This window comes from Nocardia salmonicida NBRC 13393 (genome assembly GCF_001613085.1).
Classification (GTDB): domain Bacteria; phylum Actinomycetota; class Actinomycetes; order Mycobacteriales; family Mycobacteriaceae; genus Nocardia; species Nocardia salmonicida.
In genome coordinates, this window is record NZ_BDBR01000010.1 from 189,273 (window position 1) to 213,804 (window position 24,532).

The window sequence follows — 24,532 nt, forward strand, 5'->3', positions numbered from 1 at the left end:
GAAGCCTAGCTAGCTCGAGCGCCGGGCACTATCCGGCCCGGGTGCTAATTGCCCGTCGGGCTGTGCACTCGGTCCGGTGAGCGATTCGTTCAGTGTCGCAATGATGTTGGAACGCGCCTCGCCGGCGGTCTCGGTGGCCTGTTTGCAGGCGGCCAGGATGAGCGCGGCGGCCTCGGTGGGCGCCAGCGTGGTGATGCCTTCGTCCAGTGTCAGGGCGACGAGGGCGCCCTCGCTGTTCACCTCGGCGGTGACCAGCCCGTCCTCGGTGGTGAAACGCCCGTTGACCTGCTTCAACCCGTACAGCGCCGCTTCGAGCGCCTCGAGCTTTCCGGTGACGCCCGCGACCAGGGCGTCCATTTCCGCACTCACAGTGGCCTCATCCAACTCGTCTGACCGGTGTCGGCGTCGTCGATGCGATCGAGCTCGTCGACCGCCTGACGCCGGGTGGGCAGGTTCATCTTGTCGAGCAGTTCATCGGGAATCTGCGCCTGCTCGCTGTAGACCTCGCGAAGGCGGGCGGCGGCGGCGATCGTCGAGCGCCGGGTCAGGCGCAGGATCTCGTCGGCCAGCGCCTGGGCGCCGAACTGGTATTCGCTGCGCTCGAACTTGATCGCGATCGGCAGACCCATGCTGGTCGCACGGACCGAGATCGTGCCCGACCGGTTGGTGCTGACCGCGGACTCCACATTGGGCACCTCGGGGATCGGCGTGCCGCTCATTCGGTGGGCCTGTAGAAGCCGTAGAACTCCATGCCACTGTTCTCCGTTCGGATGGAACTGATCGAAACCGGATCGCCCGCCTCGACGAGCTGCCCGTTGCCGACGACCATGGCGACATGGCCGTCCCACACGGCCAGATCGCCCGGCATCAGGTCACCGGGGGATACCTGAGGATGTCCGATGTGCTGTTGCTGCGCGAGGCGGGGAAGTTCCACCCCGGCTTCGCCGTAGGCGTACTGGGTGAGCCCGCTGCAGTCGATGCCCGATTGCGGGTCGTTGCCGCCCCAGACGTACGGGGTGCCGACGGCGCCGATGGCCGAGCGGACCGCGGTGGCGGCCTCCTCGTTGGGTGCCTCGACCGTGCTGCCGTCGGGCAGGGTGATCTTGACGCCCGTGCCCGATCCGGTCGACGAACCGGCCGACGACCCCGTCGATCCGCCCGTCCCCGTGCCCGCGCCCGTGCCGCCGGTGGTGGTCGACTTCGAGGTGCTGCTGTTGCTGCCGCCCATCGCCGTCGACAGACCCGATCCCATGGCGCTGAGCACCGTGCTGCCGGTGCTCGCCGCGGTCGAGAGCAGACCGGAACTCGACGCCGAGGACACGAGGTTGCTCGCGCCGGACGAGACGTTCGCCAGCGTCGTGCTCGACGGTGCGGGGGTGAGTTCCTGGATCGCGGCGGTCTGGGTGCTCATTTCGTCCTGCACCCGGCCGACGACGCCCATGCCCTGACCGATGTGGTCGATCGCCGAGCTCACCACGGCGGTCAGACCGGCGGGTGTGCCGAGGGTGGGGCTGAGCGCGGACACCTGGGACAGGAACGAGTTGACGATCCCGTCGAGCTCCTTCTGCCCGGTCTCCACATAGGCGGCCGCCTGGTCGACGACGGTCGCCATCTCGGTGCCGTTGTCGCTCAGCGTGGCAGAGGACGTCTGCACGCGTAGCGCCTTGGACGTGGCCGCGTCGACGGCCTGGCCGTCCCACGCCGTGTTCACGTTGTTGATGCTGTAGCGACCCTGTTGATAGATCTGGTCGAGGTTGGTCGAGGTCGAGCGCAAGCCGTCGGAGGCGCCGCCGGTGCCGACCACGCCGGTGCCGAAGCTCGACAGCAGATCGAGGAGGGGCTGAGCCAGCCCGGTGAGGTCGATCATGCGTCGGTACCGAGTTCGCCGGCGGTGGCGGTGATCCCGGCCGCGTTGTTCAGGTCGGTCTCGACCAGAGTTGTCGCGGCGCTGGCGGTGGCCAGCCCCATGCTCCCCATGACAGCGGACAGCTGGGCGATCGCCGCCACGTGGCCGGCGTGCGCGGCAGAGTAGGCGGCGGTGAAATCTCCGCCGATGAGACCCATGATGGGGCCGAGCAGAGTGGGGTCGGAGGCAACCGAACCAGCCGCCGCGGTGGCCAGTTCCGTGGCCATCACCTCAGCAGCCGCGCTGTACGCGACGATGCCCTCGGCATCGGCTGACATTTTCGTCATCGAACTTCCCCCAATCCTCGAGTTCCCGGGCAGAGTACGTCACTCAGTATCTTGGACGCACCGACTCCGCATTCGGTTCCCTCGACCGCGAAAATATTCCCCAGCGGTCGTAGGCGCGAAGCGCCAAGCGACCCTATCGTCTTTTCATGCGCACCGACACCGTCGACCATCCGCTCGCCGCAACCCTGCTCAGCACCATGCGGGACGCCCGTACCGACAACGCCACCTTCCGCAATGCTCTGGCCGATCTCACCGGCATCCTCATGTACGAGGCGCTGCGCGACGCGCCGGTGGTGCGCGAGCCGATCGACACGCCGGTCGCGGTCACCGACGGCGTCCGATTGGCGTCGCCGCCGTTGCTGGTGCCGGTGCTGCGGGCCGGGCTCGGCATGGTCTACGCCGCAGCCGAACTCGTCCCCCAAGCCCGCGTCGGTTTCGTCGGCATCGCCCGCGACGAGCAGACCCATGAGCCGGTGCCCTACCTCGAATCGCTGCCCGCCGACCTCACCGGCCTGCCCGTCTTCGTCCTGGACCCGATGCTGGCCACCGGCGGTTCGATGCGCCACACCATCGAACTCCTCGTCGCCCGCGGCGCCACCGACATCACCGCCGTCTGCGTCGTCTCGGCCCCCGAAGGCGTTGCCGCCCTGGCGGCCTCGGGCCTGCCGGTCCGCCTGGTCACCGCCGCCGTCGACGAGAAACTGAACGAGAACGCCTACATCGTCCCCGGCCTCGGCGACGCGGGCGACCGCCAGTTCGGCCCACGCTGAACTATTCCTCGCTGTCTGCCAGCGACCGGCAAAACGTGGTGAGCTGGGAAAGACGCTGGGCAGCGAGCTGTTTCGTGTCTTTCAGATCGTCTCGGTCGGCCACCGGGGCGAAGACTTCCAGGTAGCACTTGAGTTTGGGTTCGGTGCCCGACGGGCGGACGACGATGCGGAAGTCGTCGGCGTCGAAGATCAGCGCGTCGGTGCGCAATCGGCCGCGGACCTGCGCCTGGTCGGTGAATTTCACCGGGGTGCCCGCTATTTCGCTGGGTGGATTCGCACGCAGGGCGGCGACCAGCACGGTCGCGGCGGCCTGGTCGGGGAGGCGCAGCGAGACCTGGCCGCCCGCGTGCAGGCCGAATTCTGCGGCGTAGGAGTCGAGTTCGCCCTGCAGCGTCTTGTCCTGAGCTTTCAACAGGGCGACGAGGTCGGCGGCGGCCACCGCGGCCGAGATGCCGTCCTTGTCACGGACCTTCGAGGGGTCGACGCAGTGTCCGATGGCTTCCTCGTAGGCGTAGACGAGTCCGTCGCCCGCCCTGGCCAGCCATTTGAAGCCGGTGAGGGTCTCGGCGTAGCGAGCCGAACGCGCGGCGGCCAGCTTCGACAGCAGGCGCGAGGACACGATGGTCGTGGCGACGAGCGGGTCGGTGGGACGCGTGCGCAGCACGTAATCGGCCAGCAGCACGCCGGTTTCGTCACCGCGCAACATGTGCCAACCGTTCGGGCCGGGCACGCCGAGCGCACAGCGATCGGCATCGGGATCGAGCGCGATCGCCACGTCGGCCTCGATCCGCTCGGCCAGCGCGAGCAACAGATCGGCGGCGCCCGGCTCTTCCGGATTGGGGAAGGCGACGGTGGGGAAGTCGGGATCGGGGGCGAACTGTTCCTCGACCACATGCACGTCGGTGAACCCCGCCGCGGCCAGCGCGCGCACCGCGAGCTCGCCGCCGACACCGTGCAGCGCGGTGAGCGCGATCCGCACACCCGCCCGCTCGCCGGGACCGCCCAGCAGGGCGGGCAGTTCCGCGACGCGCTCGAGATAGCGATCGATCAGGTCCGCACCGGAAACCGAAACAGTTTCCCGCGCAATCGGTTCGACAACCGCCTCGATGTGCTTCTCGATCTCGCTGTCGGCGGGCGCGATCAACTGCGACCCGCCGTCGAGATACACCTTGTAACCGTTGTCGGCGGGCGGATTGTGCGAGGCGGTGATCTGCACTCCCGCCACCGCACCCAGCTCGCGCACCGCGAACGCCACCACCGGAGTCGGCACCGGATCCGGCAGCACTGTCACGGGAAAGCCCGCGGCGGTGAAGATCTCAGCGGTCGCCGTGGCGAACTCGGCCGACCCGTGCCGCGCGTCCCGTCCCACCACCACGGCCCCGCCGCCGAGGCACCGCTCGCGCAGCCAGTCGGCCAGCCCGGCCGTGGCCCGCGACACCGTCGTCACATTCATGCCGTCCGGGCCCTCGCGCAACGGTCCACGCAGGCCTGCGGTCCCGAAACGCAGCATCTACACGCGCTCCAGAATGCCGCGCAGCAGCTTGCCCAACCGGGGCGCCGCGGCCTGACCTTCGGCCAGCACCTCCGCGTGCGAAAGATGTTCCCCGGTAACGCCCGCGGCCAGATTGGTGACCAGCGAGATGCCGAGTACCTTCGCGCCGAGCGAACGCGCCTCGATCGCCTCCAGCACCGTCGACATGCCGACCAGATCGGCGCCGATGGTCGCGAGCATGCGGATCTCGGCAGGCGTCTCGTACTGCGGACCGATGAGCCCGGCGTACACGCCTTCGGTCAGGCTGGGGTCGATTTCCCTTGTCAGCGCCCGCAATTCGGGGTCCCAGGCGTCGACCAGGTCGACGAATCGCGCACCGACCAACGGGGTGCGCGCGGTGAGGTTGATGTGATCGGCGATCAGCACCGGCTCACCCACCTGCAGCCCGGCCCTGAGCCCGCCCGCGGCATTGGTGAGCAGCACGATCTCGGCGCCCGCCGCGATCGCCGCGGTCACCGGATGCACCACCTGCTGGGGCGTATAGCCCTCGTACAGGTGCTGACGCCCCATCAGCAGCAGCACGTTGTTGTCGTTCACGGTGACCGAATGCACCATGCCCCCGTGCCCTTGCGCACTGGGTTTGCCGAAGCCGGGCAGCTCCGTCATCGGGATCGAGGCATGCGGCGCGCCGATTTCGGCTGCTGCCTCCTGCCACCCCGATCCCAGCACCACGGCCACGCGATGACGCGGCACCCCCGTACGTTCGGCAATCGCCGCAGCGGCCTGTTCGGCAGTCATGAAGGGAGTCTAAGCCGCGTGGGCGGCGGGTGTCCCCGGCCCGAGCGGCAGCGGCGCCACGGTGCGGTCCCCACGTGTCGTACCCGCGAGTAGGTACGCCTTCCGTCGCGGTTTATTCTCCCTGCATGCCGTATTTGGAGCGCTCTGGTGATGTTTTCGTCCTGTACCTCGGCAACGAGGGTGAGACAGACAACGAGAACCGTTTCTCGCCGGACTGGATCGAAGCCTTCCACGCCGCACTCGACAAGGTCGAGGCGTCCGAGGGTGCTGCCGCGCTGGTCACCGTCGCGACCGGCAAGTACTACAGCAACGGCCTCGACACCGATTACGTCTTCGGCAACCTCGACAAGATCCACGGCTACCTCGACCGGGTGCACTCCCTCTACACCCGCCTGCTGACCTTCCCGATGCCGACGATCGCCGCGGTCAACGGCCACGCGTTCGGCGCGGGCGCCATGCTTGCCACCTCTCACGACTTCCGCGTGATGCGCGGTGACCGCGGCTTCTGGTCGCTGCCCGAGGTGCACCTCGGCATGCCGTTCACCGTCGGCATGAACGGCTTGCTGAAGGGTCGCCTGAGCAACCAGGTGTGTGTCCAGGCGATGACCACCGGCCACCGCTTCAGTGCCGACGAGGCCATCGCCGCGGGCATCGTCGATGCCAAGGCCGACGCCGACGAGGTGCTGCCCGCCGCGATCGCTCGCGCCGCCGCGCTCACCAGCCTGCGCAAGCCGATCACCCCGATCATCAAGACCGCGCTGCACGCGGAGACCCTCGCCGCGCTGGCCACCCCCGTTACTCCGGAGAATCTTCCCTTCGGCAACTGACCTCCGCTCGCCGGTGCGCCGTTGTCGGGCACTGATGCAAGACTGGGGGTATGGCACCCTCGCGCACCGGCGAACTCACAGCCACCGCCTCCGACGCCGCGATTATGGCTGCCTCGGACGAGCTGATCGGGCTCTCGCACGCGATCCACGCCGAACCCGAGCTGGCCTTCGCCGAAACGCGTAGCGTCGCCAAGGTCCTCGCGCCGCTGGTAGAGCGCGGATTCGCGGTCACGACGAACGTCGCGGGCCTGTCGACGGCCTTTCGCGCCGTGTACGGCAGCGGCCCGCTCACTGTCGGTATCTGCGCCGAATACGACGCGCTGCCCGAGATCGGGCACGCGTGCGGGCACAACATCATCGCCGCGTCCGCCGTCGGCGCCGCCCTCGGACTGGCCGCCGTGGCCGACGCGCTCGGCCTGACCGTGGTCGTGCTCGGCACGCCCGCGGAGGAGAGCGGCGGCGGCAAGGTGCTCATGCTGGAAGCGGGCGCTTTCGACGACATCGCGATGGCGATGATGGTCCACCCGGGCCCTGTCGATATCGTCGGCGCGCGCTCCTTGGCGCTGGCCGACCTCGCCATCGTCTTCCACGGCCGCGAGGCGCATGCCAGCGCCGCGCCCGAACTGGGCCGCAACGCGGGCGACGCGGTGACCGTGACCCAGGTTGCTGTCGGCTTGCTACGACAGCATCTGCGACCCGGGCAGCAGCTGCACGGTATAGTGTCCGACGGTGGCGTAGCCCCCAACATCGTGCCCGGACGCGCGGAGTTGCTGTACTACCTCCGCGCGGCCGATTCCGACTCCCTCGACGACCTGATGCGCCGAGCGAAGGCGTGTTTCGAAGCGGGCGCCCTGGCAACCGGCTGCACCCACGACATTCGGACGCTCGCGCCCACCTATACCGAGCTCACCCCCGATCCGGTTCTCTCCGCTGCCTACCGCGCGCAGATCACCGGGCTGGGACGGACGCCGATGGCGCCCGAGCTCGAGGTGCTGCGACCGCTCGGGAGCACCGACATGGGCAACGTCACCAACGTCGTTCCCGGTATCCACCCGGTGATCGGCATCGACGCGGGTGGCGCGGCGACCCATCAACCCGCGTTCGCCGCCGCCGCGGTGAACGCCTCGGCGGACCGGGCGGTGCTCGACGGCGCGCTCGCGTTGGCGCGTACCGCTGTCGCCGTGGCAGGCGATGAAGTACACAGGGACAGGTTGTTGCAACGGCTGATCGAACGACAGGAGGATATTCGGTGACCATTTCCGGCCATCCGGGCACCGCACGCGCAGGCTCCGACGCGCTATCGATGGGTGTGGGAACCCCCTCGATGGCACGCGAGACCGCAGCGTGTCCGACCACGCCGGACACCGAACCAACTCTGATGTCGGGAACCGAGATCATCGACGCATGGCTGGCCGAGCACACTGGTGACCTGGTGCAATGGCGCAGGCACATCCACGCCAACCCCGAGTTGTCCCGGGCGGAGTTCGCCACCACCGAGTTCGTCTCGGGCTGGCTCACCAAGGCCGGATTGACCTGGGAAGTACTGCCGGGCGGCACCGGATTGATCTGCGACTTCGGCCCCACCGATCGTCCGCGCATCGCCTTGCGCGCCGATATGGACGCGCTGCCGATGCAGGAATTCACCGGTCTGACCTTCGCCTCGACGGTGCCCGGTGTGTCGCATGCCTGCGGGCACGACGCGCACACCACGGTGCTGCTCGGTGCCGGGCTCGCGCTGGCCGAGGCTCAGGACAGGTTGCCGGTCGGGGTGCGGTTGGTGTTCCAGCCTGCCGAGGAAGTGATGCCCGGTGGTGCGCTCGATGTGGTCGCGGCCGGCGGGATGACCGGGGTCGATCGGATCTTCGCGCTGCATTGTGATCCGCGTTTGGAGGTCGGCAAGGTCGGCGTGCGTACCGGGGCCATCACGTCGGCGGCCGATACGGTCGAGTTGGTGCTCGATTCGCCGGGTGGGCATACTTCGCGGCCGCATCTGACCAGCGACCTGGTCTACGCGATCGGAACTGTCATCACGGGTCTGCCCGGTTTGCTGAGCCGACGCGTCGATCCTCGGACCAGCACGATCATGGTCTGGGGTGCGGTGAGTGCGGGCAAGGCGCCCAACGCGATTCCGCAGACGGGCATGCTCACGGGCACCGTGCGCACCGGCGATCACGCCACCTGGCTGCTGCTGGAACCGCTGGTCCGCGAGATCGTCGACGGCTTGCTCGCGCCGACGGGCGTGCGCTACCAGCTCAATTACAAGCGCGGTGTGCCGCCGGTGGTCAACGATCCGACGTCGGCGCTGATGTTCGAGAACGCGATCCTGGGGATGGGCGAGAACGCGCTGGCCGACACTCCGCAGTCGGGCGGCGGCGAGGACTTCTCCTGGTACCTGGAGGAAGTGCCCGGCGCCATGGCCAGGCTGGGCGTCTGGTCCGGTGTCGGCGAGCAGTTGGATCTGCACCAACCGACGTTCGACATCGACGAGCGCGCGCTGGCGGTCGGCGTGCGAACCCTGACCAACATCATCCTGCAGGCACACTGAGCCAACCCGCGCCGGTCACGTGACCGGCGCGGGTTCCTCTCAAGCTCCGGGCCCGACGTTCTTGCTGTTGCGGGTGCGCAAGGCGTGGACGTAGTCCTCTGGGGCGCCTGCTTTTTCGGCCGCGTCGGCGATCACGCCGATGAAGCGGGCCGAGGGAAGGCCGCCTTCGTAGGCGTCGAGGACGTAGAGCCAGGCCAGGCGGGACTCGCCCTGGGTGCCGGTGACTCGGATTCGGATCTTCTTGTGGATACCGAAGTCGGAGCCCTCCCAGCGGTCGAGGCTGTCCTCGTCCTCGGGGGAGACGTCGTAGAGCACGACGAATACCCGCGAGCCGGGATCCTCGACGACGGTGGCCAACGGCCCTTCCCAGCCGATGTCGTCACCGGCGAAGGTCAGGCGCCAACCCTCCAGCCACCCGGTCCCGGACATGGGCGAATGCGGGCAGCGTTCCAGCATCTGCGTCGAGTCCATGTTGGACCCGTAGGCGGCATAGATCGGCACCATGGAACTGTAGCCAATAACCCCGGTGGAATTCCCGTCTCCCTCCCAGATCGGCTGACCGTCACACTTGCCGGTGGCGCAGAACACGGCGCGGAACACGCGCACCGTTGTTCACCGATCCGACCCGGCCATGTCACATCGCACCTGAAATGATGAGTCGACAGCACGGACGAGCCCTCACAAGGGGCAGTCCGATCAGGCGAGCACAAGGAGCGTGACTGGTGGCACGGATTGCGATCATCGGTGGTGGACCGGCCGGATACGAGGCGGCACTGGTAGCCGCCCAGCACGGGGCCACGGTGACCCTGGTGGACGCCGACGGTATCGGTGGTGCCTGCGTGCTGTGGGATTGCGTGCCGTCGAAAACTTTCATCGCCTCGACGGGTCTGCGCACCGATCTGCGCCGCGCCCGCGACCTCGGCATCAATATCGATGCCGACCAGGCGAAGGTGCACCTGCCCGAGGTGAACGCGCGCGTCAAGGCGCTCGCCCTGGCGCAGTCCTCCGATATCCGCGCCAAGTTGCAGGCCGCGGGTGTGCAACTACTCCCCGGTTACGGCGAATTGGTCGGGCCCGCACCGGGTTTGGCGCATCGCGTGCGCGCGAACCTGGTCGACGGCGGCTCCGAGGAGTTCGAGGCCGAGGTCGTGCTGATCGCGACCGGCGCGAGCCCGCGGGTGCTCCAGGGCGCCGAGCCCGACGGTGAGCGGATCCTGAACTGGCGTCAGCTCTACGACCTGCCGGAACTGCCGGAGACGCTGGTCGTCGTCGGATCCGGTGTCACCGGCGCCGAATTCGTGTCCGCGTACACCGAGATGGGTGTGCGGGTGAAGCTCGTGTCGAGCCGTGACCGCGTGCTGCCCGGCGAGGACGCCGACGCGGCCCTCGTGCTGGAGGAAGCCCTCGCCGAACGTGGCGTGGAGCTGGTCAAGCACGCCCGCGCCGACGCCGTGGAACGCACCGCCGAAGGCATCGTGGTGAAGCTGTCGGACGGTCGCACCGTCACCGGCTCGCACGCGCTGATGACCGTCGGCTCCACCCCGAACACTGAGAATCTGGGCCTGGATCGGGTCGGGATCGAACTCGATCGTGGTGGATACCTTCGCGTCGACCGGGTTTCGCGAACCTCGGTGCCCGGCATCTACGCCGCGGGCGACTGCACGGGTCTGCTGCCACTGGCTTCGGTGGCGGCCATGCAGGGGCGGATCGCGATGTACCACGCGCTCGGCGAGGGCGTGAGCCCGATCAGGTTGAAGACGGTGGCCTCGGCGGTGTTCACCCGCCCGGAGATCGCGACCGTCGGCGTGAGCCAGACCGCCATCGACAACGGTGAAGTCCCCGCGCGCACGGTGATGTTGCCGCTCAACACCAATCCGCGCGCGAAGATGTCGGGGCTGCGGCGCGGCTTCGTCAAGATCTTCTGCCGCCCGGCCACCGGTGTGGTGATCGGCGGTGTGGTGGTCGCGCCGATCGCCTCGGAGCTGATCCTGCCGATCGCGCTGGCGGTGCAGAACAATCTGACGGTCACCGACCTGGCGCAGACGTTCTCGGTGTATCCCTCGCTTACCGGTTCGCTCACCGAAGCCGGACGTTTGCTGATGCGGCACGACGACCTCGACTGAGCCCCCGACGCCGGAGTGTGAAACGAATCACAAGGGCTTCCGGGTTTCGAATTGTCTTGTTCGCCAACGTTGCTCGTCGCTTCTCGGCAACCGCCACGCCAGGTGTTTGCGCAGGCGGCACCCGGTGAACTCGAAACCTGGTGCTGCGTTGCCTGTCCCGCGCTCATGTGGTTGACTCACCGCCGAGGCGCGATCAGTTTGTGATCGCGTGGTGGATGCAGTGGGGGATTCCCTCCGGGAAAGGGATTACGAAAAGTGAAGCATCGTAAGCCGAGTCGGGCGCAGCGAGCGATGGCAAGCACGTCATTGCCTTTGGCTGCCGCGGCAGCAGTGGCAACCCTCCTCGCGGCGCCGGCCGGCGCGGTCCCCAGCGACCAGCCGACCACCCCCGCGACTCCGGCTCCTGCGCAGCCGGGCCAGCCTTCGGGTGAAGTAGAGACCCCGGAGACCCCCGATACCCCGGAGAGCGTGAAGCCGGGTCAGACGAAGCCGGGCGAGACCAAGCCGACGCCGGCCCAGCCGGGTGTCACCAGCCCCGCGCCGGGTCAGCCGGGGCAGGAGACCCCCGCCAAGCCGACGCCGAGCCAGCCGGGCGTCACCAGCCCGCGTGTCGCGCCGCTGCCCGTGCCGGGACAGGCACAGCCCGCGGTCCAGCCGGAGCGCGCAGGCGCGACGCCCGACCAGCCGGGCACCACCAAGCCCGAGACGGGCACCACGCCGAGCCAGCCGGGCGCCACGCCGGGCCAGCAGCAGACGCAGCCCACCGTGCCGTCCGATCAGGGCACCGGGAACGGCACCCAGGCCGAGGTCGAGTCTCCGGACACCCTCGTCCAGGAGCCGAAGGAACCGTCCTGGCAGGCACCGCGCCTGGCTAACGCGCCCGCCGCGCCCGTCGTCGAGATGGAAGGCCCGCGTCAGGAAATCGGCGTCACCGTCGACGGCGCCGGGATCCTGGCCAACACCCACCACTACAACAACGCCTCGGGCTACGTCGGCACCGTCGGCTACCGGACGCCGGGTGGCGGTTTCGGTGACGCCGGTGTCTCGGTCGAGTACGTCGGTGCGAACGAGGTCAAGGTCACCACCTTCAACGGTGGCGACGGTCGCAGTGACAACACCACGGTGACCGTGCTCGACACCACGCAGGCCAACCTGGCCAAGGCCGCGGTGGAGAACTGGATCAAGGCGCAGCCGGGCGGCACCGCCGCGCTCGATGCGGCCGCGAAGGCTACACTGCCCGTGCCGGGGGAGTTGCTTCAGACGTTGAACGTCGCGGGTGTGAACACCCAGTGGGGTGGCTCGATCCAGTACTGACACGCAGTTTGACGTGTGGGGCGGTCGCCTTCGACCGCCCCACACGTGTGTCCCGGGAAAGGATTGGACTTGGGCACCGAGGGCGACGACAACGAACGCGGCGATCAACGACCTGCTGCGGAATTCGGGCCCCCCGTAAGCGGATTCGGGCCGCCGGTCGATGAAGCCGGTTTCGGTGGGCCTGTCCCCGCCGCGCCGCCGCCCGCGCCGTCCGGGGTTCCGGAGCGGGGTTGGCGACCGGCCGGTCCGCCGGCCGGTACACCTGCGCCCGGTCCATTCGGTCCGCCGGCCGGGGCACCCGCGCCGGGTCCGTTCGGTGGACCTGTCGCGGGTCAGCCGCCCGTGACTCCGCCGCCGGGTCCCCCCGCGGCTCCGTTCACCGGTTCGGTGCCGCCGGGACCGTCCGCCGGTCAAGCGCCGCCTCGGTTGCCCGATGGTCGTCGTTCCGCGCCGACGTCCGTCTTCGGTGACGCGGTGGCGACGCCGCCTCCTACGCCGCCCGCCGGATCGGGTCCGCGGAGCGCGGCACCGTTCGGTGGTCCCACCCCCGTTGGTCCGCCTGCTGCCGATCCAACGGTGCGATTCGGTGGCGAGCAGCCGCGCGGTGAGAGTTCTGTCTTCGGCGACTCGGTGTTCGGTGATTCCGTGCCGGTGACTTCCGGTCGTGAGCTCACCGAGGTGATCCGTCGTGGTCGCCCCGGCCCCAAAGACGCTGTGCCGCAGGTACTCTCGCGCGATGTCGGGCCTGCCTCGGAACCGGTGCGGCCGCCGGAGGGCTCACGCACCCCCTTGGTCCCGGATAAGCCGAGGCCCGCCGCCGACAAGGCGTGGTGGGACAACCCCGACGATGACGGCGCGATCCCGAAGCCGCCGTCCGAACCCGGTCTGTCGTGGGCCGACGACCCGATCGCGCGCCGTCTGGCGCCGAAGACGCCGATCGCCCCTGCGCCGGTGGAGGAGGAGTCCGACAACAAGCGCCTGCGCTGGATCATCGGCGGGGTGGCCGCGGCCGTCCTGCTCGTGGTGGCCCTCGTGCTGACGATCGGTCTGGTCAAGCGCGGCGGCGGTGCCGATCCGGGTGTCACGGCCGCGCCGATTCCCTCGATCGCGTCCGCCTCCGAATGCCAGACTGTCGCAGAACAATCCGTCACCGTCGGCAACGGACCGGGTGACACCACCACCGGCGCCAGGGCCATCCTCGGCTTCCAATACGCCTTCTACACCGATCGGTCCGGGGCGAAAGTGCGCGAGTTCGTGGCGCCCGACGCCGAGAACATCTCGCCTGCCGAGACGATCCAGCAGGCGATCGACGGTCAGATCCCCCCTGGCACCACCCACTGCGTGAAGATGCGCGAAACCACCCTGGGCCGCTACGACGTGGAACTGCGCGAAATGCACCCCGATGGCTCGGCGGTGGTCTACAAGCAGGAGATCATCACCACCAACACCGACGGAAAGTGGCAGGTCAAGTCGATCACTGCTCGGTAGGCTCTCATTATTTGAGACAACAATTTCATATTCTGGTGGGCGATATGCAATCGTAGGATGATTGCTTCTCTTGGCGTCCCCGGAGGTTCCCATGTCGCTGACCATTCCAGCATTGGCGGGCAAGCTCGCCGGCCTGCAGAGCTCGGCGATCAGAGACCTGCTGAAACTCACCGCTCGCGACGACATCATCAGCCTCGCGGGCGGCCTCCCCGACGCCGCCCTGATGCCGCGCGAGCGGATCGCCCTCGCCGCCGAGACCGCGCTGCGCGACGCCGCCGTTCTGCAGTACACCGAGTCGTCCGGCTGGCCCGCGCTGCGCGCGGTGATCGCGGCCCGCGAATCGGCAAAGATCGGCCGCACGGTGCCGGTCGCGGAAGTCTTCATCACTCACGGCTCCCAGCAGGCGCTCTCCCTGCTGGCCGAAGTCCTCCTCGACCCCGGCGCCCTCGTGATCGTCGAAGATCCCGCGTATGTGGGTGCCCTGCAAGTGTTTCGAGCGGCCGGTGCCCGAATCGTCGCCGTCCCCTTGGACAGCGAAGGCATGCGTCTGGACATCCTCGAAGACCTTCTCGCGGCAGGTGAACGCCCCGCCGTGGTCCACACCGTCTCCACCTTCCACAACCCCGGCGGCGTCACCCTCACCCCCGAACGCCGCCGGCGCCTCGCGGAACTGGCTGAGGCACATGGCTTCTGGATCATCGAAGACGACCCCTACGGCGAACTCTGGTTCGACACCCCGGCCCCGGCGCCGGTGGCCGCGTACTCGCCCCAGGTGGTCCGCCTGTCCAGCGTCTCCAAGATCCTGTCCCCCTCGCTCCGCGTCGGCTGGATGATCGCCCCCGAAAGAGTCTGTCGCGCAGTGGAACTGCTCAAACAGGGCGCCGACCTCTGCGGTTCGGCCCTGACCCAGCAGATCACCACCGACCTGCTCACCGACACCGACTGGCTGTCCACCCACATAGCTTCGATTCGCACCACCTACGGCACCCGAGCCAAAGCCCTCGTCTCCGCCGTCCGCGCCACTTTCGCCGACCGCGTTCGTTGTACCGACCCCACCGGCGGCATGTTCATCTGGGCCGAATTCACCGACAACACCGACACTTCCGCACTCCTGCCCACGGCGCTCGAAGCCGGCGTCGCGTACGTCCCCGGCGCGGCCTTCGCCGTCGCCGACACCACCCCCAACACCTTACGCCTGTGCTTCACCACCTCGGACGAAGCCACCCTGACCGAGGCGGTCAGGCGCTTGTCGAAGGCCGCACAGACTACGAGCTGAACGCCGAGGCCCTTCGTCGCCGGTTCTCTCGCCACGGTGTCGGGCGCAATTCCGGTCGGCGGCCCACCGGGCGCCGAATGCGAGTTGGCAGCCGCTTCGAGCAATGCTTCCACGGTGTTCCTGGATCGCTGTTGCCGAGGCAGCTTGCGCGGTCGGTTCATACCCAGTTGTAGGTGCGTTCGACGGCCTTGTTCCAGTCGGCGTAGCGCTGGGCCCGTTCCTCCTCCGACAGCGCGGGAGTCCAGGTTCGATCAGCGGACCAGTTGGCGCGCAGATCGTCGAGGCCGGACCAGTAGCCGACCGCCAAACCGGCGGCGTAGGCGGCGCCGAGGGCGGTGGTTTCGGCGACTACCGGGCGGACGACGGGGACGTCGAGGATGTCGGCTTGGAATTGCATGAGCAGGTTGTTGCCGGTCATGCCGCCGTCGACCTTGAGGGTGGTGAGCTCCAGGTCGAGGCGTTGGGCGGCGGCGTCGGCGCGCATGGCGTCCACGACCTCGCGGGTCTGGAAGGCGGTGGATTCGAGCGCGGCCCTTGCCAGGTGGGCCTTGGTGACGAAGCGGGTGAGGCCGGCGATGACGCCGCGGGCGTCGGGGCGCCAGCGGGGGGCGAACAGGCCGGAGAAGGCCGGGACGAAGTGAGCGCCGCCGTTGTCGTCGACGCTGCGGGCCAGCGGTTCCACCTCCTCGGCGGAGGAGATGATGCCGAGGTTGTCGCGCAGCCACTGGACCAGTGAGCCGGTGACGGCGATGGAGCCTTCGAGGGCGTAGACGACGGGGGCGTTACCGAGTTGGTAGCAGGCGGTGGTGAGCAGCCCGTGCTTGCTGAACACCGGGGTGGTGCCGGTGTTGAGGAGCATGAAATTGCCGGTGCCATAGGTGTTCTTGGCTTCGCCGGGGGACAGGCACGCCTGGCCGAAGGTGGCCGCCTGCTGGTCGCCGAGGATGCCGGCGACGGGGATTCCTTCGAACGGACCGGAGACGATATCGGCGTAGACCTCCGACGAGCTGCGGATCTGCGGCAGCAGCGACATCGGGATGCCGAAGTCGGCGCAGATCCGCGAGTCCCATCGCAGGGTACGAAGATCCATCAGCATGGTGCGTGAGGCGTTGGTGACGTCGGTGAGGTGCTCACCGGTCAGCTTCCACAGTACCCAGCTGTCCATGGTGCCGAAACACAGGTCGCCGGCTTCGGCGCGCGCCCGGACGCCGTCGACATTGTCGAGAATCCAGCGCAATTTCGGTCCGGCGAAATAGGTCGACAGCGGCAGTCCGGTGCGGTCCGCATAGCGTTGCGGTCCTTGCTCACCGGCCAGTTCGGTGCACAGTTGATCGGTGCGGGTGTCCTGCCAGACGATCGCGTTGTACACGGGCTCGCCGGTGGCCCGGTCCCACACCACCGTGGTCTCGCGCTGATTGGTGATCCCCACCGCGGCCAGATCCCCGGCCGAGCACCGGCTGTTGCCCAGTGCCGCACCGAGCACCGACTCGGTATTGCGCCACACCTCCGCCGGATCGTGCTCCACCCAGCCCGGCTTCGGAAAGATCTGCCGATGCTCCCGCTGCGCGGTCCCGACGATCCGACCCCGCCGATCGAAGATGATGCACCGACTCGAAGTCGTGCCCTGATCGATGGCAGCCACATAGCGACGCATTGCTGCAGGTTACCGAATGCGGAGCCAGCGACCGCGGGAATTGTCGTCGGCGACGAATTTCGCAGCCGCGCCCCGCCGCGCACGTCCCGAGCGCCGAGCGGGCACTACGTTTAGCCTGTACGCAGCGGCGCCGCCGAACGCGGCGTTCGCCCCCACTGTCGACTGGGACCGGCCGTTCCTCGGCCGGCGGCGAGGAGTCGAGCATGTCGCAGACACCGGAGTTTCCGTTCCTGCACCCGGGTGAGCTGGTCGCGGGCGGGAAGCGGGACCGGCTCGGGCCGGGTGAGCTGGGGCCCGAACATCGGCGCAGCGCCTGGGAGCGTCTGGGCAAGGATCAGTTCGATGTCCTGGTCGTCGGCGGCGGAGTCGTCGGCGCCGGTATCGCGCTCGACGCCGCGACGCGCGGTCTGTCGGTCGCGCTGGTCGAAGCCCGTGATCTCGCGTCGGGCACGTCGAGCCGCTCGTCGAAGATGTTCCACGGCGGCCTGCGCTACCTCGAACAGCTCGAATTCGGGCTGGTCAGGGAAGCGCTGAAGGAACGTGAGCTGGCGCTGTCGACCTTGGCGCCGCACCTGGTGAAGCCGCTGCGCTTCCTCTACCCGCTGACCCACCGCGTATGGGAAAGACCGTACGTAGCCGCCGGACTGACTCTCTACGACTCCATGGGCGGCGCGAAATCGGTTCCGGGACAGCATCATCTGACCCGGCACGGCGCGCTGCGCCTCGCTCCCGGCCTGCGCCGGGATTCGATGATCGGCGGCGTCACCTACTACGACACCGTGGTCGACGACGCCCGCCACACCATGACGGTCGCCCGCACCGCGGCCCATTACGGCGCGGTCATCCGCACCTCCACGCAGGTCGTCGGGTTCCTGCGCGAAGCCGACCGGGTCGTCGGGGTGAAACTGCGCGACACCGAGGACGGGCGCACCGGCGAGGCGCGCGCGAATGTGGTGATCAACGCGACGGGCGTCTGGACCGACGAGGTGCAGGGTCTATCGAATCAACGTGGCCGATTCCATGTGCGCGCGTCCAAGGGTGTGCACATCGTGGTGCCGCGCGACCGCATCGTCAGCGATGCCGCGATCATCCTGCGCACCGCCACCTCGGTGCTGTTCGTCATCCCGTGGGGCGCGCACTGGATCGTCGGCACCACCGACACCGACTGGAATCTCGACCTCGCCCACCCCGCGGCGACCAAGGCCGATATCGACTACCTGCTCGGCCGGGTCAACGAGGTGCTGGTCACCCCGCTCACCCACGCCGACATCGACGGGGTCTACGCGGGCCTGCGCCCCTTGCTCGCGGGGGAGAACGACGAGACCTCCAAGCTCTCGCGCGAACACGCCGTGGCCAGGGTCGCGCCCGGACTGGTCAGCATCGCGGGCGGCAAGTACACCACCTATCGGGTGATGGCGGCTGACGCGATGGATGAAGCCGCACAGGACATTCCGGCGCGCGTCTCGCCCTCGATCACCGAGAAGGTCGCGCTGCTCGGCGCCGACGGCTACTTCGCGCTGGTCAACCAGACCGTGCAGCTGGCCGAGCACTACCGCATCCACCCGTACCGGATGACGCACCTGCTCGACCGCTACGGCTCCCTGGTCGACGAGGTCCTCGCCATGGCCGCGGGCAAACCCGAACTGCTGCAACCGATTACCGACGCCCCCGCCTACCTGCAGGTCGAAGCGGTGTACGCGGCCGCCGCGGAGGGCGCGCTGCACCTCGACGACATCCTGGCCCGTCGCACCCGCATCTCGATCGAATACTCCGATCGCGGCGCGAACAGTGCCGAACAGGTGGCCCACCTCGTCGCACCCGTACTCGGTTGGGACGCCGACGATATCGACCGCGAGGTATCCACGTATCAAGCGCGCGTGCGGGCCGAAATCGAATCGCAGACCCAACCCGACGACAAATCGGCCGACGCACTACGCGCCGCCGCCCCCGAGCCGCGCCCACAACTGCTGGAACCGGTACCGCAGGACCGCTGAGCCTCAGTAGACGATTTCAGGGTAGGGGCTGACAGCGTGGGCAGAAGTAGATGCCGCGTTCGCGCTGGGTGATGCGGTCGGCGGGCTCGTTCTCGCCGAGGAGTTGGGAGGCGATAGGGGTGCCGCAGCGGGGGCAGGAGCGGCGGGTACGGCCGTAGACCATGGCGCGCCACGGTGGTTGGTGTGCGGCCTTGCCGAGGACGCGGTGAGCTTCGTCGACGAGCGCCACGAGATCGGGGATGTCGCCGACGGCGGTAACCGGGTGGACTTTGCGTAGGAAGCAGATCTCGCTGCGGTAGATATTGCCGATCCCTGCCAGATTGCGCTGGTCGAGCAGGGCGAGACCGATGGCGCGACGGGGGTACTCGGTGAGCCTGCGCAAGGCCTCGGCCGCATCCCAGTCCGGACCGAGGAGATCGGGGCCGAGATGGCCGATGACAGTGTGTTCGTCGGCGCGCGCCAGCACTTGAACCTTGCCCAGCGAGAAGCCGACGGCCTCGAACTCGTCGTTGGCGAGCACCAGTCGCGCGGTGACCGCGGGTTTGGTCCAGCGCTGGCCGCGATGGAACACCCGCCACACGCCTTCCATCTTCAGGTGGGTGTGGATGCTCACGCGGTCGGTGCGGATGAACAGGTGCTTGCCGTAGCTGGCGACCTCCTCGACGGGCTCGCCGACCAGATTCACGGTGGCGTAGCGCGGGACCCGGAAGTCGCTGCGGGTCAGAGTTCTACCGACCAGGGCCGTGCGTAGGCGCTTCGCGGCGTGGAAGACTGTGTCGCCCTCTGGCATTCGGCTACACCTGCCTACGCAGCCGCAGACCGCTCGGGGTCATCGAGAAACCGGCTTCGATCAGGACTTCGACGAACAGGTTGCCGTGCACGGTTTCTCCGTTGATCTTGTCGATCACCAAGCTGTCGACCCTGCGGTCGCGTACCAGTCCGGCCAGCGCGATCGCTGCCGCCCGGCGCAGGCCGATGTCCTCGGTGAAGCTGAGCAGTGTCTTGCCGCCGCGCTCGGAGTAGAGCACCAACTCGCCGCCGACCAGCACCACCACCGCGCCCGCCTTGCGGCCCGGCCGATGACCGCCGTCGGCGTCGCCCTTCGGCCACGGCAGGGCCGCGCCGTAGGGGTTGGCGGGGTCGCACGCCGCGAGGGCGAGCGCGACGCCCGCTCTGGTGTTGTCACGGTCAGTGTCGAACGAACGCAGGCGATCGACGGTATCGGTGGTGGAGAACTGGGCGCCGCCGAGCGTGTCGACGAAATAGCCGCGTCGGCAACGGCCGCGATCCTCGAATTCGGTGAGCACCCGGTACATCAGCTGGAACCCACCGGAGATCCCTTCGTTCTGCACCGAACCGCGAGTCAGCACGCCGTAGCGTTCGACGAGCTGATCGGCGGTGGCGTGGGCGCGAACGGTGTTGTCCTGCACGCGTCCGGGCAAGATCGACCAGCGGCCGGCCAGCGTGGGCGGACCGGACCGGGTCGGCATCGAGGGTCGCGGCAGGTACGCGCGGCCTCGGGGAGCGCGGCGCGGGGTGCGGTGCGCGGTGGTGGTCCTGGCGGTGCCGGACAGCAGGGCGCGCACCGGGGCGAAGGTGTCACCGGAGACGTAGCCGGCCCAGACCAGCTGCCACAGTGCGTCCCCGGCCGCCTTGTCGTCGAGCAGACCCGCGGCATCGGAGAGCTGGCGGAAGAAATAGGCACCGCCGCCGGTCAGCGTGGGTGGTAATCGTGTGGCACCACCGGATGCCATGGGCGCATCGTGTTCTGGATCAGGCCGTTGGCCGTTGCCGCTGGCTGGCTCGGCGGCGTCGAGGTCGACGACCTTGTCGTCGGACGATTTTCCACGAGCAGCCTTCGCGCGCGGGCCGGGCGCCTTCGAGTCGGTGCCGGGCGGGGGCCATGGCTCCAGGTTCGCGCCGAGGGCAACCAGAAGGCTGAGCTGGATGTCGGTGGGGTCGATGTCATCGGCGGGCGGCAGCGTGAACGGGGCCTGGTCGGCCAGGTGCAGGGCGATCCAGCCGTCACGGGCGGTGATGGCGCCGTGGCCGGACCACACCACCTCGCCGGTCGCCATCAGCTCGTCCAGCATGGCGGGGGAGTAGTCGCGCACTCGCGTCGGCAGGATCAGCGACTCCCAGGCCGAGGCCGGAATCGGCACGCCCGCAAGCTGTTCCACGACGGTCGCCACGCCGTCGACGCCGCGTAGCTCGCCGGAACCGACGTGTTGCCACGCGGGGAGGAAGCGTGCGAAGGCGGCGGTGGACACCGGCTCGACCTCGTGCCGGGCGGCGGCCAGCGAACGGCGGCGCAACCGACGCAAGACCTGGGCATCGCACCACTCTCCGCCGGCGGTACCCGGCGTGAACTCACCTTCCACGACCCGCTTTTCGGCGAGCAGGCGGTGCAGCGACGTCGCGGCGACGGCGGTACCCAGGCCGAACCGGTCGGCGACCGCGGCCGTCGTGAACGGCGCATGGGTGCGCGCGTAGCGACCGACGAGGTCGCCCAGTGGATCGGGCACCGGTTCGATGAACGCCGCGGGAACCCCGATCGGCAACGGCACTCCCAGTGCGTCCCGCAGGCGCGCCGCGTCCTCGACCGCCACCCACCAGGTTCGTCCCGCGAACGAAACCTCCAGCGCCCGACGCGAATCCCGTAGTTCCGCGAACCACGCGGGCGCGTCGGAGTCGATGACGAGGTCACGCTCATCTTGACCGGAAGCTAGTCCGCGATCCACCCCGTCGGAGGGAGCAGCAATCGCTGCGGTTCCAGCGAGATCGGACGGCTCGGCTGCGAGAGCGCCCCCGTTGGGTCCTGTGGTGAGCTCACCGGATTCCGAGGCGAGATCGTGCGTGCGATAGTCGTCGGGTGCTCGGCTTTCCATGGCTTCGGCGTGGCGGGCGGCGGATGCGGTGCCGGGCCGGGGGACGCAGCGGGCCGCGGCTTCGACGGGCGTGAGGGGGCCGAGTAGACGCAGGAGGTCGGCCAGACCCTCGGCATCGCGGGCTCGACGTTCGGGGGTGAGGCGTTGGAGTTCCTGCTCGGTCAGGGTGATGACGTCGGGGTCGAGGAGTTCGCGGAGCTCGACCCGGCCGAGGAGTTCGGCGAGCAGGCTGGAGTCCAGCGCCAGTGCGGCGGCTCGGCGTTCGGCCAGCGGGCTGTCGCCGTCGTAGAGGAATTGGCCGATGTAGGAGAACAGCAGAGCGCCCGCGAAGGGTGACGGGCTCGCGGTTTCGACCTCGATCAGGCGGATCTCGCGGCGGGCCACCTTGGTGAGCAGGTCGCGCAGGGCGGGCAGGTCGTATACGTCGCGCAGGCATTCGCGGACGGTTTCCAGCAGGATCGGGAACTGCGGGAATTTGCGTGCCACATCCAGCAATTGGGCCGAGCGCTGCCGCTGCTGCCACAGCGGGGCGCGCTTGCCGGGATCGCGGCGCGGCAGCAGCAGCGCCCTGGCGGCGCATTCGCGGAAGCGGGACGCGAAAAGGGCTGAGCCGCCGACCTGTTCGGTGACGATGTCGTCGATCTCGTCGGGCTCGAAGGCGAACAGTTCGGCGCCGGGCGGTTGATCGGTGGTATCGGGGAGGCGCACCACGATGCCGTCGTCGGAGGCCGTCGGGGCGGCGTCGATGCCGAACTGTTCCTGTAGGCGCGCGCCCACCGCCAGTGCCCACGGGGCGTGCACCGGAGTGCCGTAGGGGGAATGCAGGACCAGGCGCCAGTCGCCGAGTTCGTCGCGGAACCGTTCCACGACCAGCGTGCGGTCGGTGGGCAATTGACCTGTCGCACTGCGTTGTTCCTCGAGCAGACCCACCAGATTCGCTGTCGCGTTCTGATCGAGTCCGGCGGTGCGCACCAACTGCTCGAGTCTTACCGCGGGCTTGCTCTGCTCCGCGGACGACTTCGCCTTCCTCGGAGTGGCGATCTGCCCCTCGGCGGCGTCGTCGACGCTGGACGCTGCGGCACGCCCGGCCTTCTTCGAGCCCCGGGTCGTCTTGGTGGGTGCGGGAACTTCCGACGTGACGTCGGCCGGGGTCGGCGCAGCGCCGGAGCCCATGTTCGCCACGATCCGGGACAGCTCGTCGGCTGGGACCTGACCCGCCGTGCGCACGAATTCGCCCAGCGCGGCGCCCAATTCGGCCGGGCGACCCAAACCGTCACCGTGCCAGAACGGCAACCTGCCCGGCAGTCCGAACGCGGGCGACACCAGCACCCGATCGAAGGTGATCTCCTCGATCCGCCAACTGGTCGCGCCGAGCGCGAACACATCGCCCACGCGTGATTCGTAGACCATCTCCTCATCGAGTTCGCCCACCCGTGAAGCCTTTTCACCCACCATGAACACCGCGAACATGCCACGGTCGGGGATCGCGCCGCCGGAGGTCACCGCCAGGCGCTGCGCACCGGGACGACCGGTGATGGTGCCCGCGTCGCGGTCCCACACCACGCGCGGCCGCAGTTCGGCGAACTCGTCGGACGGATAGCGCCCGGCCAACAGGTCGAGCACCGATTCGTAGGCCGAGCGCGGCAGGTTCGCGTAGCTGCCGGTGGAGCGGACGATATCGAACCAGCTGTCGACGTCGATCGGTTCGAGCGCGCAGGCCGCCACCGTCTGCTGGGCGAGGATGTCGAGTGGGTGCGCGGGGATCTGGAGCTTCTCGATCTCACCCGAGAGCATCCGCTGGGCGGCCACGGTGCAGTGGATGACATCGGTGCGGTGCTTGGGAAACAGCACGCCGCGCGAGATCTCACCCACCTGGTGCCCGGCGCGGCCGACTCGCTGCAAGCCACTGGCCACCGACGGCGGCGCCTCGACCTGCACCACCAGGTCCACCGCGCCCATATCGATGCCGAGTTCGAGACTGCTGGTGGCCACCACGCAGCGCAGGCGACCGGTCTTGAGATCGTCCTCGATGATGGCGCGCTGTTCCTTGCTGACCGACCCGTGATGCGCGCGCGCCAACAGGTGCTCGGCCCCGTGGATCACCTCGGTGGACGGCCCCAGCTGGGCGGGTGGCTTGTGCTCGGTGTCCACCGGCTCGCCGAGCCGGGCGGAGTAGGTCTCGTTGAGTCGCGCGGTCAATCGCTCGGAGAGCCGCCGGGAGTTGGCGAACACGATCGAGGACCGGTGCTCGAGCACCAGGTCGACGATCGCCTCGTCGACATGCGGCCAGATCGAGCCCGGCTGATCGGAGTCGCCCCCCGGGTCGGTCATATCGGCCACCGGCACCCGCACCGACAGGTCGAAGGTCTTCGGCGCGGGCGGGCGCACGATGGTGATCGGCGCGTTGCCGACCAGGAACCGTCCGACCTCCTCGGGCGGGCGCACCGTCGCCGACAACCCGATCCGCTGCGCGGGCTTGTCGGTGAGCTGGTCGAGCCGGGCCAGCGACAGCGCCAGGTGAGCGCCGCGCTTGGACCCGGCGATGGCGTGCACTTCGTCGACGATCACCGTGTCGACCTGGGCGAGCGTCTCGCGGGCCGCCGAGGTCAACAGCAAGAACAGCGACTCGGGAGTGGTGATGAGAATGTCCGGCGGCGTGCGCAGCATGGCCCGGCGCTGGGCAGGCGGCGTGTCACCGGAGCGCACTCCCACCGAGATCTCCGGCGGGTCGAGTCCCAGCCGTTTCGCCGTCTGCGTCACGCCCACCAGCGGCGCCCGCAGATTGCGCTCCACATCCACGGCCAGTGCCTTCAACGGCGAGACATAGAGCACCGACGTGCCACGGGATGCTCCCGGCTCGGGTGGGTCCCGGTGCGCCAGCTGGTCGATGGCCCACAAGAACGCCGACAAGGTCTTGCCCGATCCGGTCGGCGCGATCACCAGCGTGTTCTCCCCGGCGGCGATCGCGTCCCACGCGCCGAGCTGGGCCGACGTCGCGCCGGGGAAGGCGCCGTCGAACCACTGTGCCGTCGCGGGGGAGAACCGATCCATGACACCAAGTGTGCACCGACCCACCGACAACTTCGCCGGCCTCATGTACCCCCACCTGCGTGGATATGCCGATGACCGGGGCGGCCCGCAGACCGGGTTGTGACGTGGATCGCATTCGT

Annotated in this window: 19 protein-coding genes; 9 read left to right on the forward strand and 10 right to left on the reverse strand. The window is 68.9% G+C overall.

The window, feature by feature from the left end:
- Positions 1 to 9: 9 nt before the first annotated feature.
- The 4 genes from NS1_RS12430 to NS1_RS12445 are packed head-to-tail and all read right to left on the reverse strand — an operon-like array spanning position 10 to position 2,193.
- A complete protein-coding gene (locus NS1_RS12430; RefSeq protein ID WP_056818094.1) occupies positions 10 to 369 on the reverse strand; it encodes a YbaB/EbfC family nucleoid-associated protein in 360 nt (119 codons plus the stop codon).
- Entirely contained in the window at positions 366 to 719 is a 354-nt protein-coding gene (locus NS1_RS12435; protein WP_056818092.1) for a hypothetical protein, read from the reverse strand. Before NS1_RS12435 ends, NS1_RS12430 begins: the two co-directional genes overlap by 4 nt.
- Entirely contained in the window at positions 716 to 1,867 is a 1,152-nt protein-coding gene (locus tag NS1_RS12440) for a C40 family peptidase (RefSeq protein WP_062984327.1), read from the reverse strand. Before NS1_RS12440 ends, NS1_RS12435 begins: the two co-directional genes overlap by 4 nt.
- Positions 1,864 to 2,193 carry a hypothetical protein gene (locus tag NS1_RS12445; protein WP_056818089.1) on the reverse strand — a complete coding sequence of 110 codons (330 nt, stop codon included), beginning with the start codon at positions 2,191 to 2,193 and terminating at the stop codon, positions 1,864 to 1,866. The genes NS1_RS12440 and NS1_RS12445 overlap by 4 nt, the downstream gene beginning before the upstream one ends.
- Positions 2,194 to 2,339: 146 nt before the next feature.
- On the opposite strand from NS1_RS12445, the gene upp reads away from it, so the two are divergent.
- On the forward strand, positions 2,340 to 2,963 hold the full coding sequence (gene upp / locus NS1_RS12450; protein WP_056818087.1) for a uracil phosphoribosyltransferase: 624 nt from the start codon (positions 2,340 to 2,342) through the stop codon (positions 2,961 to 2,963).
- A gap of 1 nt (position 2,964) precedes the next feature.
- Here the strand turns inward: upp and NS1_RS12455 are convergent, their stop codons facing one another.
- Both NS1_RS12455 and NS1_RS12460 read right to left on the reverse strand, forming a co-directional pair.
- Positions 2,965 to 4,473, reverse strand: a complete 1,509-nt coding sequence (locus NS1_RS12455; RefSeq protein WP_062984329.1) for a phospho-sugar mutase — start codon at positions 4,471 to 4,473, stop codon at positions 2,965 to 2,967.
- Complete coding sequence (locus tag NS1_RS12460; protein WP_056818081.1) at positions 4,474 to 5,253, reverse strand: purine-nucleoside phosphorylase; 780 nt, start codon at positions 5,251 to 5,253, stop codon at positions 4,474 to 4,476.
- 125 nt (positions 5,254 to 5,378) lie between these two features.
- Here NS1_RS12460 and NS1_RS12465 point away from each other — a divergent pair, with 125 nt between their 5' ends.
- The 3 genes from NS1_RS12465 to NS1_RS12475 all read left to right on the forward strand — a co-directional run bounded on the left by NS1_RS12465 (position 5,379) and on the right by NS1_RS12475 (position 8,625).
- Complete coding sequence (locus tag NS1_RS12465) at positions 5,379 to 6,080, forward strand: enoyl-CoA hydratase-related protein (protein WP_062984331.1); 702 nt, start codon at positions 5,379 to 5,381, stop codon at positions 6,078 to 6,080.
- Positions 6,081 to 6,130: 50 nt separating this feature from the next.
- A complete protein-coding gene (locus tag NS1_RS12470) occupies positions 6,131 to 7,333 on the forward strand; it encodes a M20 family metallopeptidase (RefSeq protein WP_062984333.1) in 1,203 nt (400 codons plus the stop codon).
- 125 nt (positions 7,334 to 7,458) lie between these two features.
- Complete coding sequence (locus NS1_RS12475) at positions 7,459 to 8,625, forward strand: M20 family metallopeptidase (protein ID WP_062984513.1); 1,167 nt, start codon at positions 7,459 to 7,461, stop codon at positions 8,623 to 8,625.
- A gap of 39 nt (positions 8,626 to 8,664) precedes the next feature.
- Here NS1_RS12475 and NS1_RS12480 read toward each other — a convergent pair whose 3' ends face one another.
- A complete protein-coding gene (locus tag NS1_RS12480; RefSeq protein ID WP_062984515.1) occupies positions 8,665 to 9,126 on the reverse strand; it encodes a gamma-glutamylcyclotransferase family protein in 462 nt (153 codons plus the stop codon).
- A gap of 221 nt (positions 9,127 to 9,347) precedes the next feature.
- On the opposite strand from NS1_RS12480, the gene NS1_RS12485 reads away from it, so the two are divergent.
- The 4 genes from NS1_RS12485 to NS1_RS12500 all read left to right on the forward strand — a co-directional run bounded on the left by NS1_RS12485 (position 9,348) and on the right by NS1_RS12500 (position 14,826).
- Positions 9,348 to 10,748, forward strand: coding sequence for an NAD(P)H-quinone dehydrogenase (locus NS1_RS12485; protein ID WP_062984335.1), 1,401 nt, complete (start codon positions 9,348 to 9,350; stop codon positions 10,746 to 10,748).
- 291 nt (positions 10,749 to 11,039) lie between these two features.
- Positions 11,040 to 12,062, forward strand: a complete 1,023-nt coding sequence (locus NS1_RS12490) for a hypothetical protein (RefSeq protein ID WP_255284506.1) — start codon at positions 11,040 to 11,042, stop codon at positions 12,060 to 12,062.
- Positions 12,063 to 12,638: 576 nt separating this feature from the next.
- The gene (locus tag NS1_RS12495; protein ID WP_062984339.1) at positions 12,639 to 13,550 is read left to right on the forward strand and encodes a DUF8176 domain-containing protein; all 912 of its coding nucleotides are present in this window, start codon (positions 12,639 to 12,641) and stop codon (positions 13,548 to 13,550) included.
- Positions 13,551 to 13,641: 91 nt separating this feature from the next.
- On the forward strand, positions 13,642 to 14,826 hold the full coding sequence (locus tag NS1_RS12500; RefSeq protein ID WP_062984341.1) for an aminotransferase-like domain-containing protein: 1,185 nt from the start codon (positions 13,642 to 13,644) through the stop codon (positions 14,824 to 14,826).
- A gap of 157 nt (positions 14,827 to 14,983) precedes the next feature.
- Here the strand turns inward: NS1_RS12500 and glpK are convergent, their stop codons facing one another.
- A complete protein-coding gene (glpK, locus tag NS1_RS12505; RefSeq protein ID WP_062984343.1) occupies positions 14,984 to 16,480 on the reverse strand; it encodes a glycerol kinase GlpK in 1,497 nt (498 codons plus the stop codon).
- A gap of 203 nt (positions 16,481 to 16,683) precedes the next feature.
- On the opposite strand from glpK, the gene glpD reads away from it, so the two are divergent.
- Entirely contained in the window at positions 16,684 to 18,474 is a 1,791-nt protein-coding gene (glpD, locus tag NS1_RS12510) for a glycerol-3-phosphate dehydrogenase (protein WP_255284507.1), read from the forward strand.
- A 16-nt stretch (positions 18,475 to 18,490) separates the two neighbouring features.
- On the opposite strand, the gene NS1_RS12515 is transcribed toward glpD, so the two are convergent.
- Both NS1_RS12515 and NS1_RS12520 read right to left on the reverse strand, forming a co-directional pair.
- A complete protein-coding gene (locus tag NS1_RS12515) occupies positions 18,491 to 19,264 on the reverse strand; it encodes an Fpg/Nei family DNA glycosylase (protein ID WP_062984345.1) in 774 nt (257 codons plus the stop codon).
- A 4-nt stretch (positions 19,265 to 19,268) separates the two neighbouring features.
- Positions 19,269 to 24,413, reverse strand: a complete 5,145-nt coding sequence (locus NS1_RS12520) for an Lhr family ATP-dependent helicase (RefSeq protein WP_062984347.1) — start codon at positions 24,411 to 24,413, stop codon at positions 19,269 to 19,271.
- Positions 24,414 to 24,532 lie beyond the last annotated feature (119 nt).

Bases quoted from the DNA above. Each gene is read 5' to 3' on its own strand.
- NS1_RS12460 (WP_056818081.1), bottom strand. From the start codon at position 5,253: ATGACTGCCGAACAGGCCGCTGCGGCGATTGCCGAACGTACGGGGGTG.
- NS1_RS12465 (WP_062984331.1), top strand. From the start codon at position 5,379: ATGCCGTATTTGGAGCGCTCTGGTGATGTTTTCGTCCTGTACCTCGGC.
- NS1_RS12520 (WP_062984347.1), bottom strand. From the start codon at position 24,413: ATGGATCGGTTCTCCCCCGCGACGGCACAGTGGTTCGACGGCGCCTTC.
- NS1_RS12440 (WP_062984327.1), bottom strand. From the start codon at position 1,867: ATGATCGACCTCACCGGGCTGGCTCAGCCCCTCCTCGATCTGCTGTCG.
- NS1_RS12445 (WP_056818089.1), bottom strand. From the start codon at position 2,193: ATGACGAAAATGTCAGCCGATGCCGAGGGCATCGTCGCGTACAGCGCG.
- NS1_RS12490 (WP_255284506.1), top strand. From the start codon at position 11,040: ATGGCAAGCACGTCATTGCCTTTGGCTGCCGCGGCAGCAGTGGCAACC.
- NS1_RS12455 (WP_062984329.1), bottom strand. From the start codon at position 4,473: ATGCTGCGTTTCGGGACCGCAGGCCTGCGTGGACCGTTGCGCGAGGGC.
- upp (WP_056818087.1), top strand. From the start codon at position 2,340: ATGCGCACCGACACCGTCGACCATCCGCTCGCCGCAACCCTGCTCAGC.
- NS1_RS12515 (WP_062984345.1), bottom strand. From the start codon at position 19,264: ATGCCAGAGGGCGACACAGTCTTCCACGCCGCGAAGCGCCTACGCACG.
- NS1_RS12475 (WP_062984513.1), top strand. From the start codon at position 7,459: ATGTCGGGAACCGAGATCATCGACGCATGGCTGGCCGAGCACACTGGT.
- glpK (WP_062984343.1), bottom strand. From the start codon at position 16,480: ATGCGTCGCTATGTGGCTGCCATCGATCAGGGCACGACTTCGAGTCGG.
- NS1_RS12435 (WP_056818092.1), bottom strand. From the start codon at position 719: ATGAGCGGCACGCCGATCCCCGAGGTGCCCAATGTGGAGTCCGCGGTC.
- glpD (WP_255284507.1), top strand. From the start codon at position 16,684: ATGTCGCAGACACCGGAGTTTCCGTTCCTGCACCCGGGTGAGCTGGTC.
- NS1_RS12470 (WP_062984333.1), top strand. From the start codon at position 6,131: ATGGCACCCTCGCGCACCGGCGAACTCACAGCCACCGCCTCCGACGCC.
- NS1_RS12500 (WP_062984341.1), top strand. From the start codon at position 13,642: ATGTCGCTGACCATTCCAGCATTGGCGGGCAAGCTCGCCGGCCTGCAG.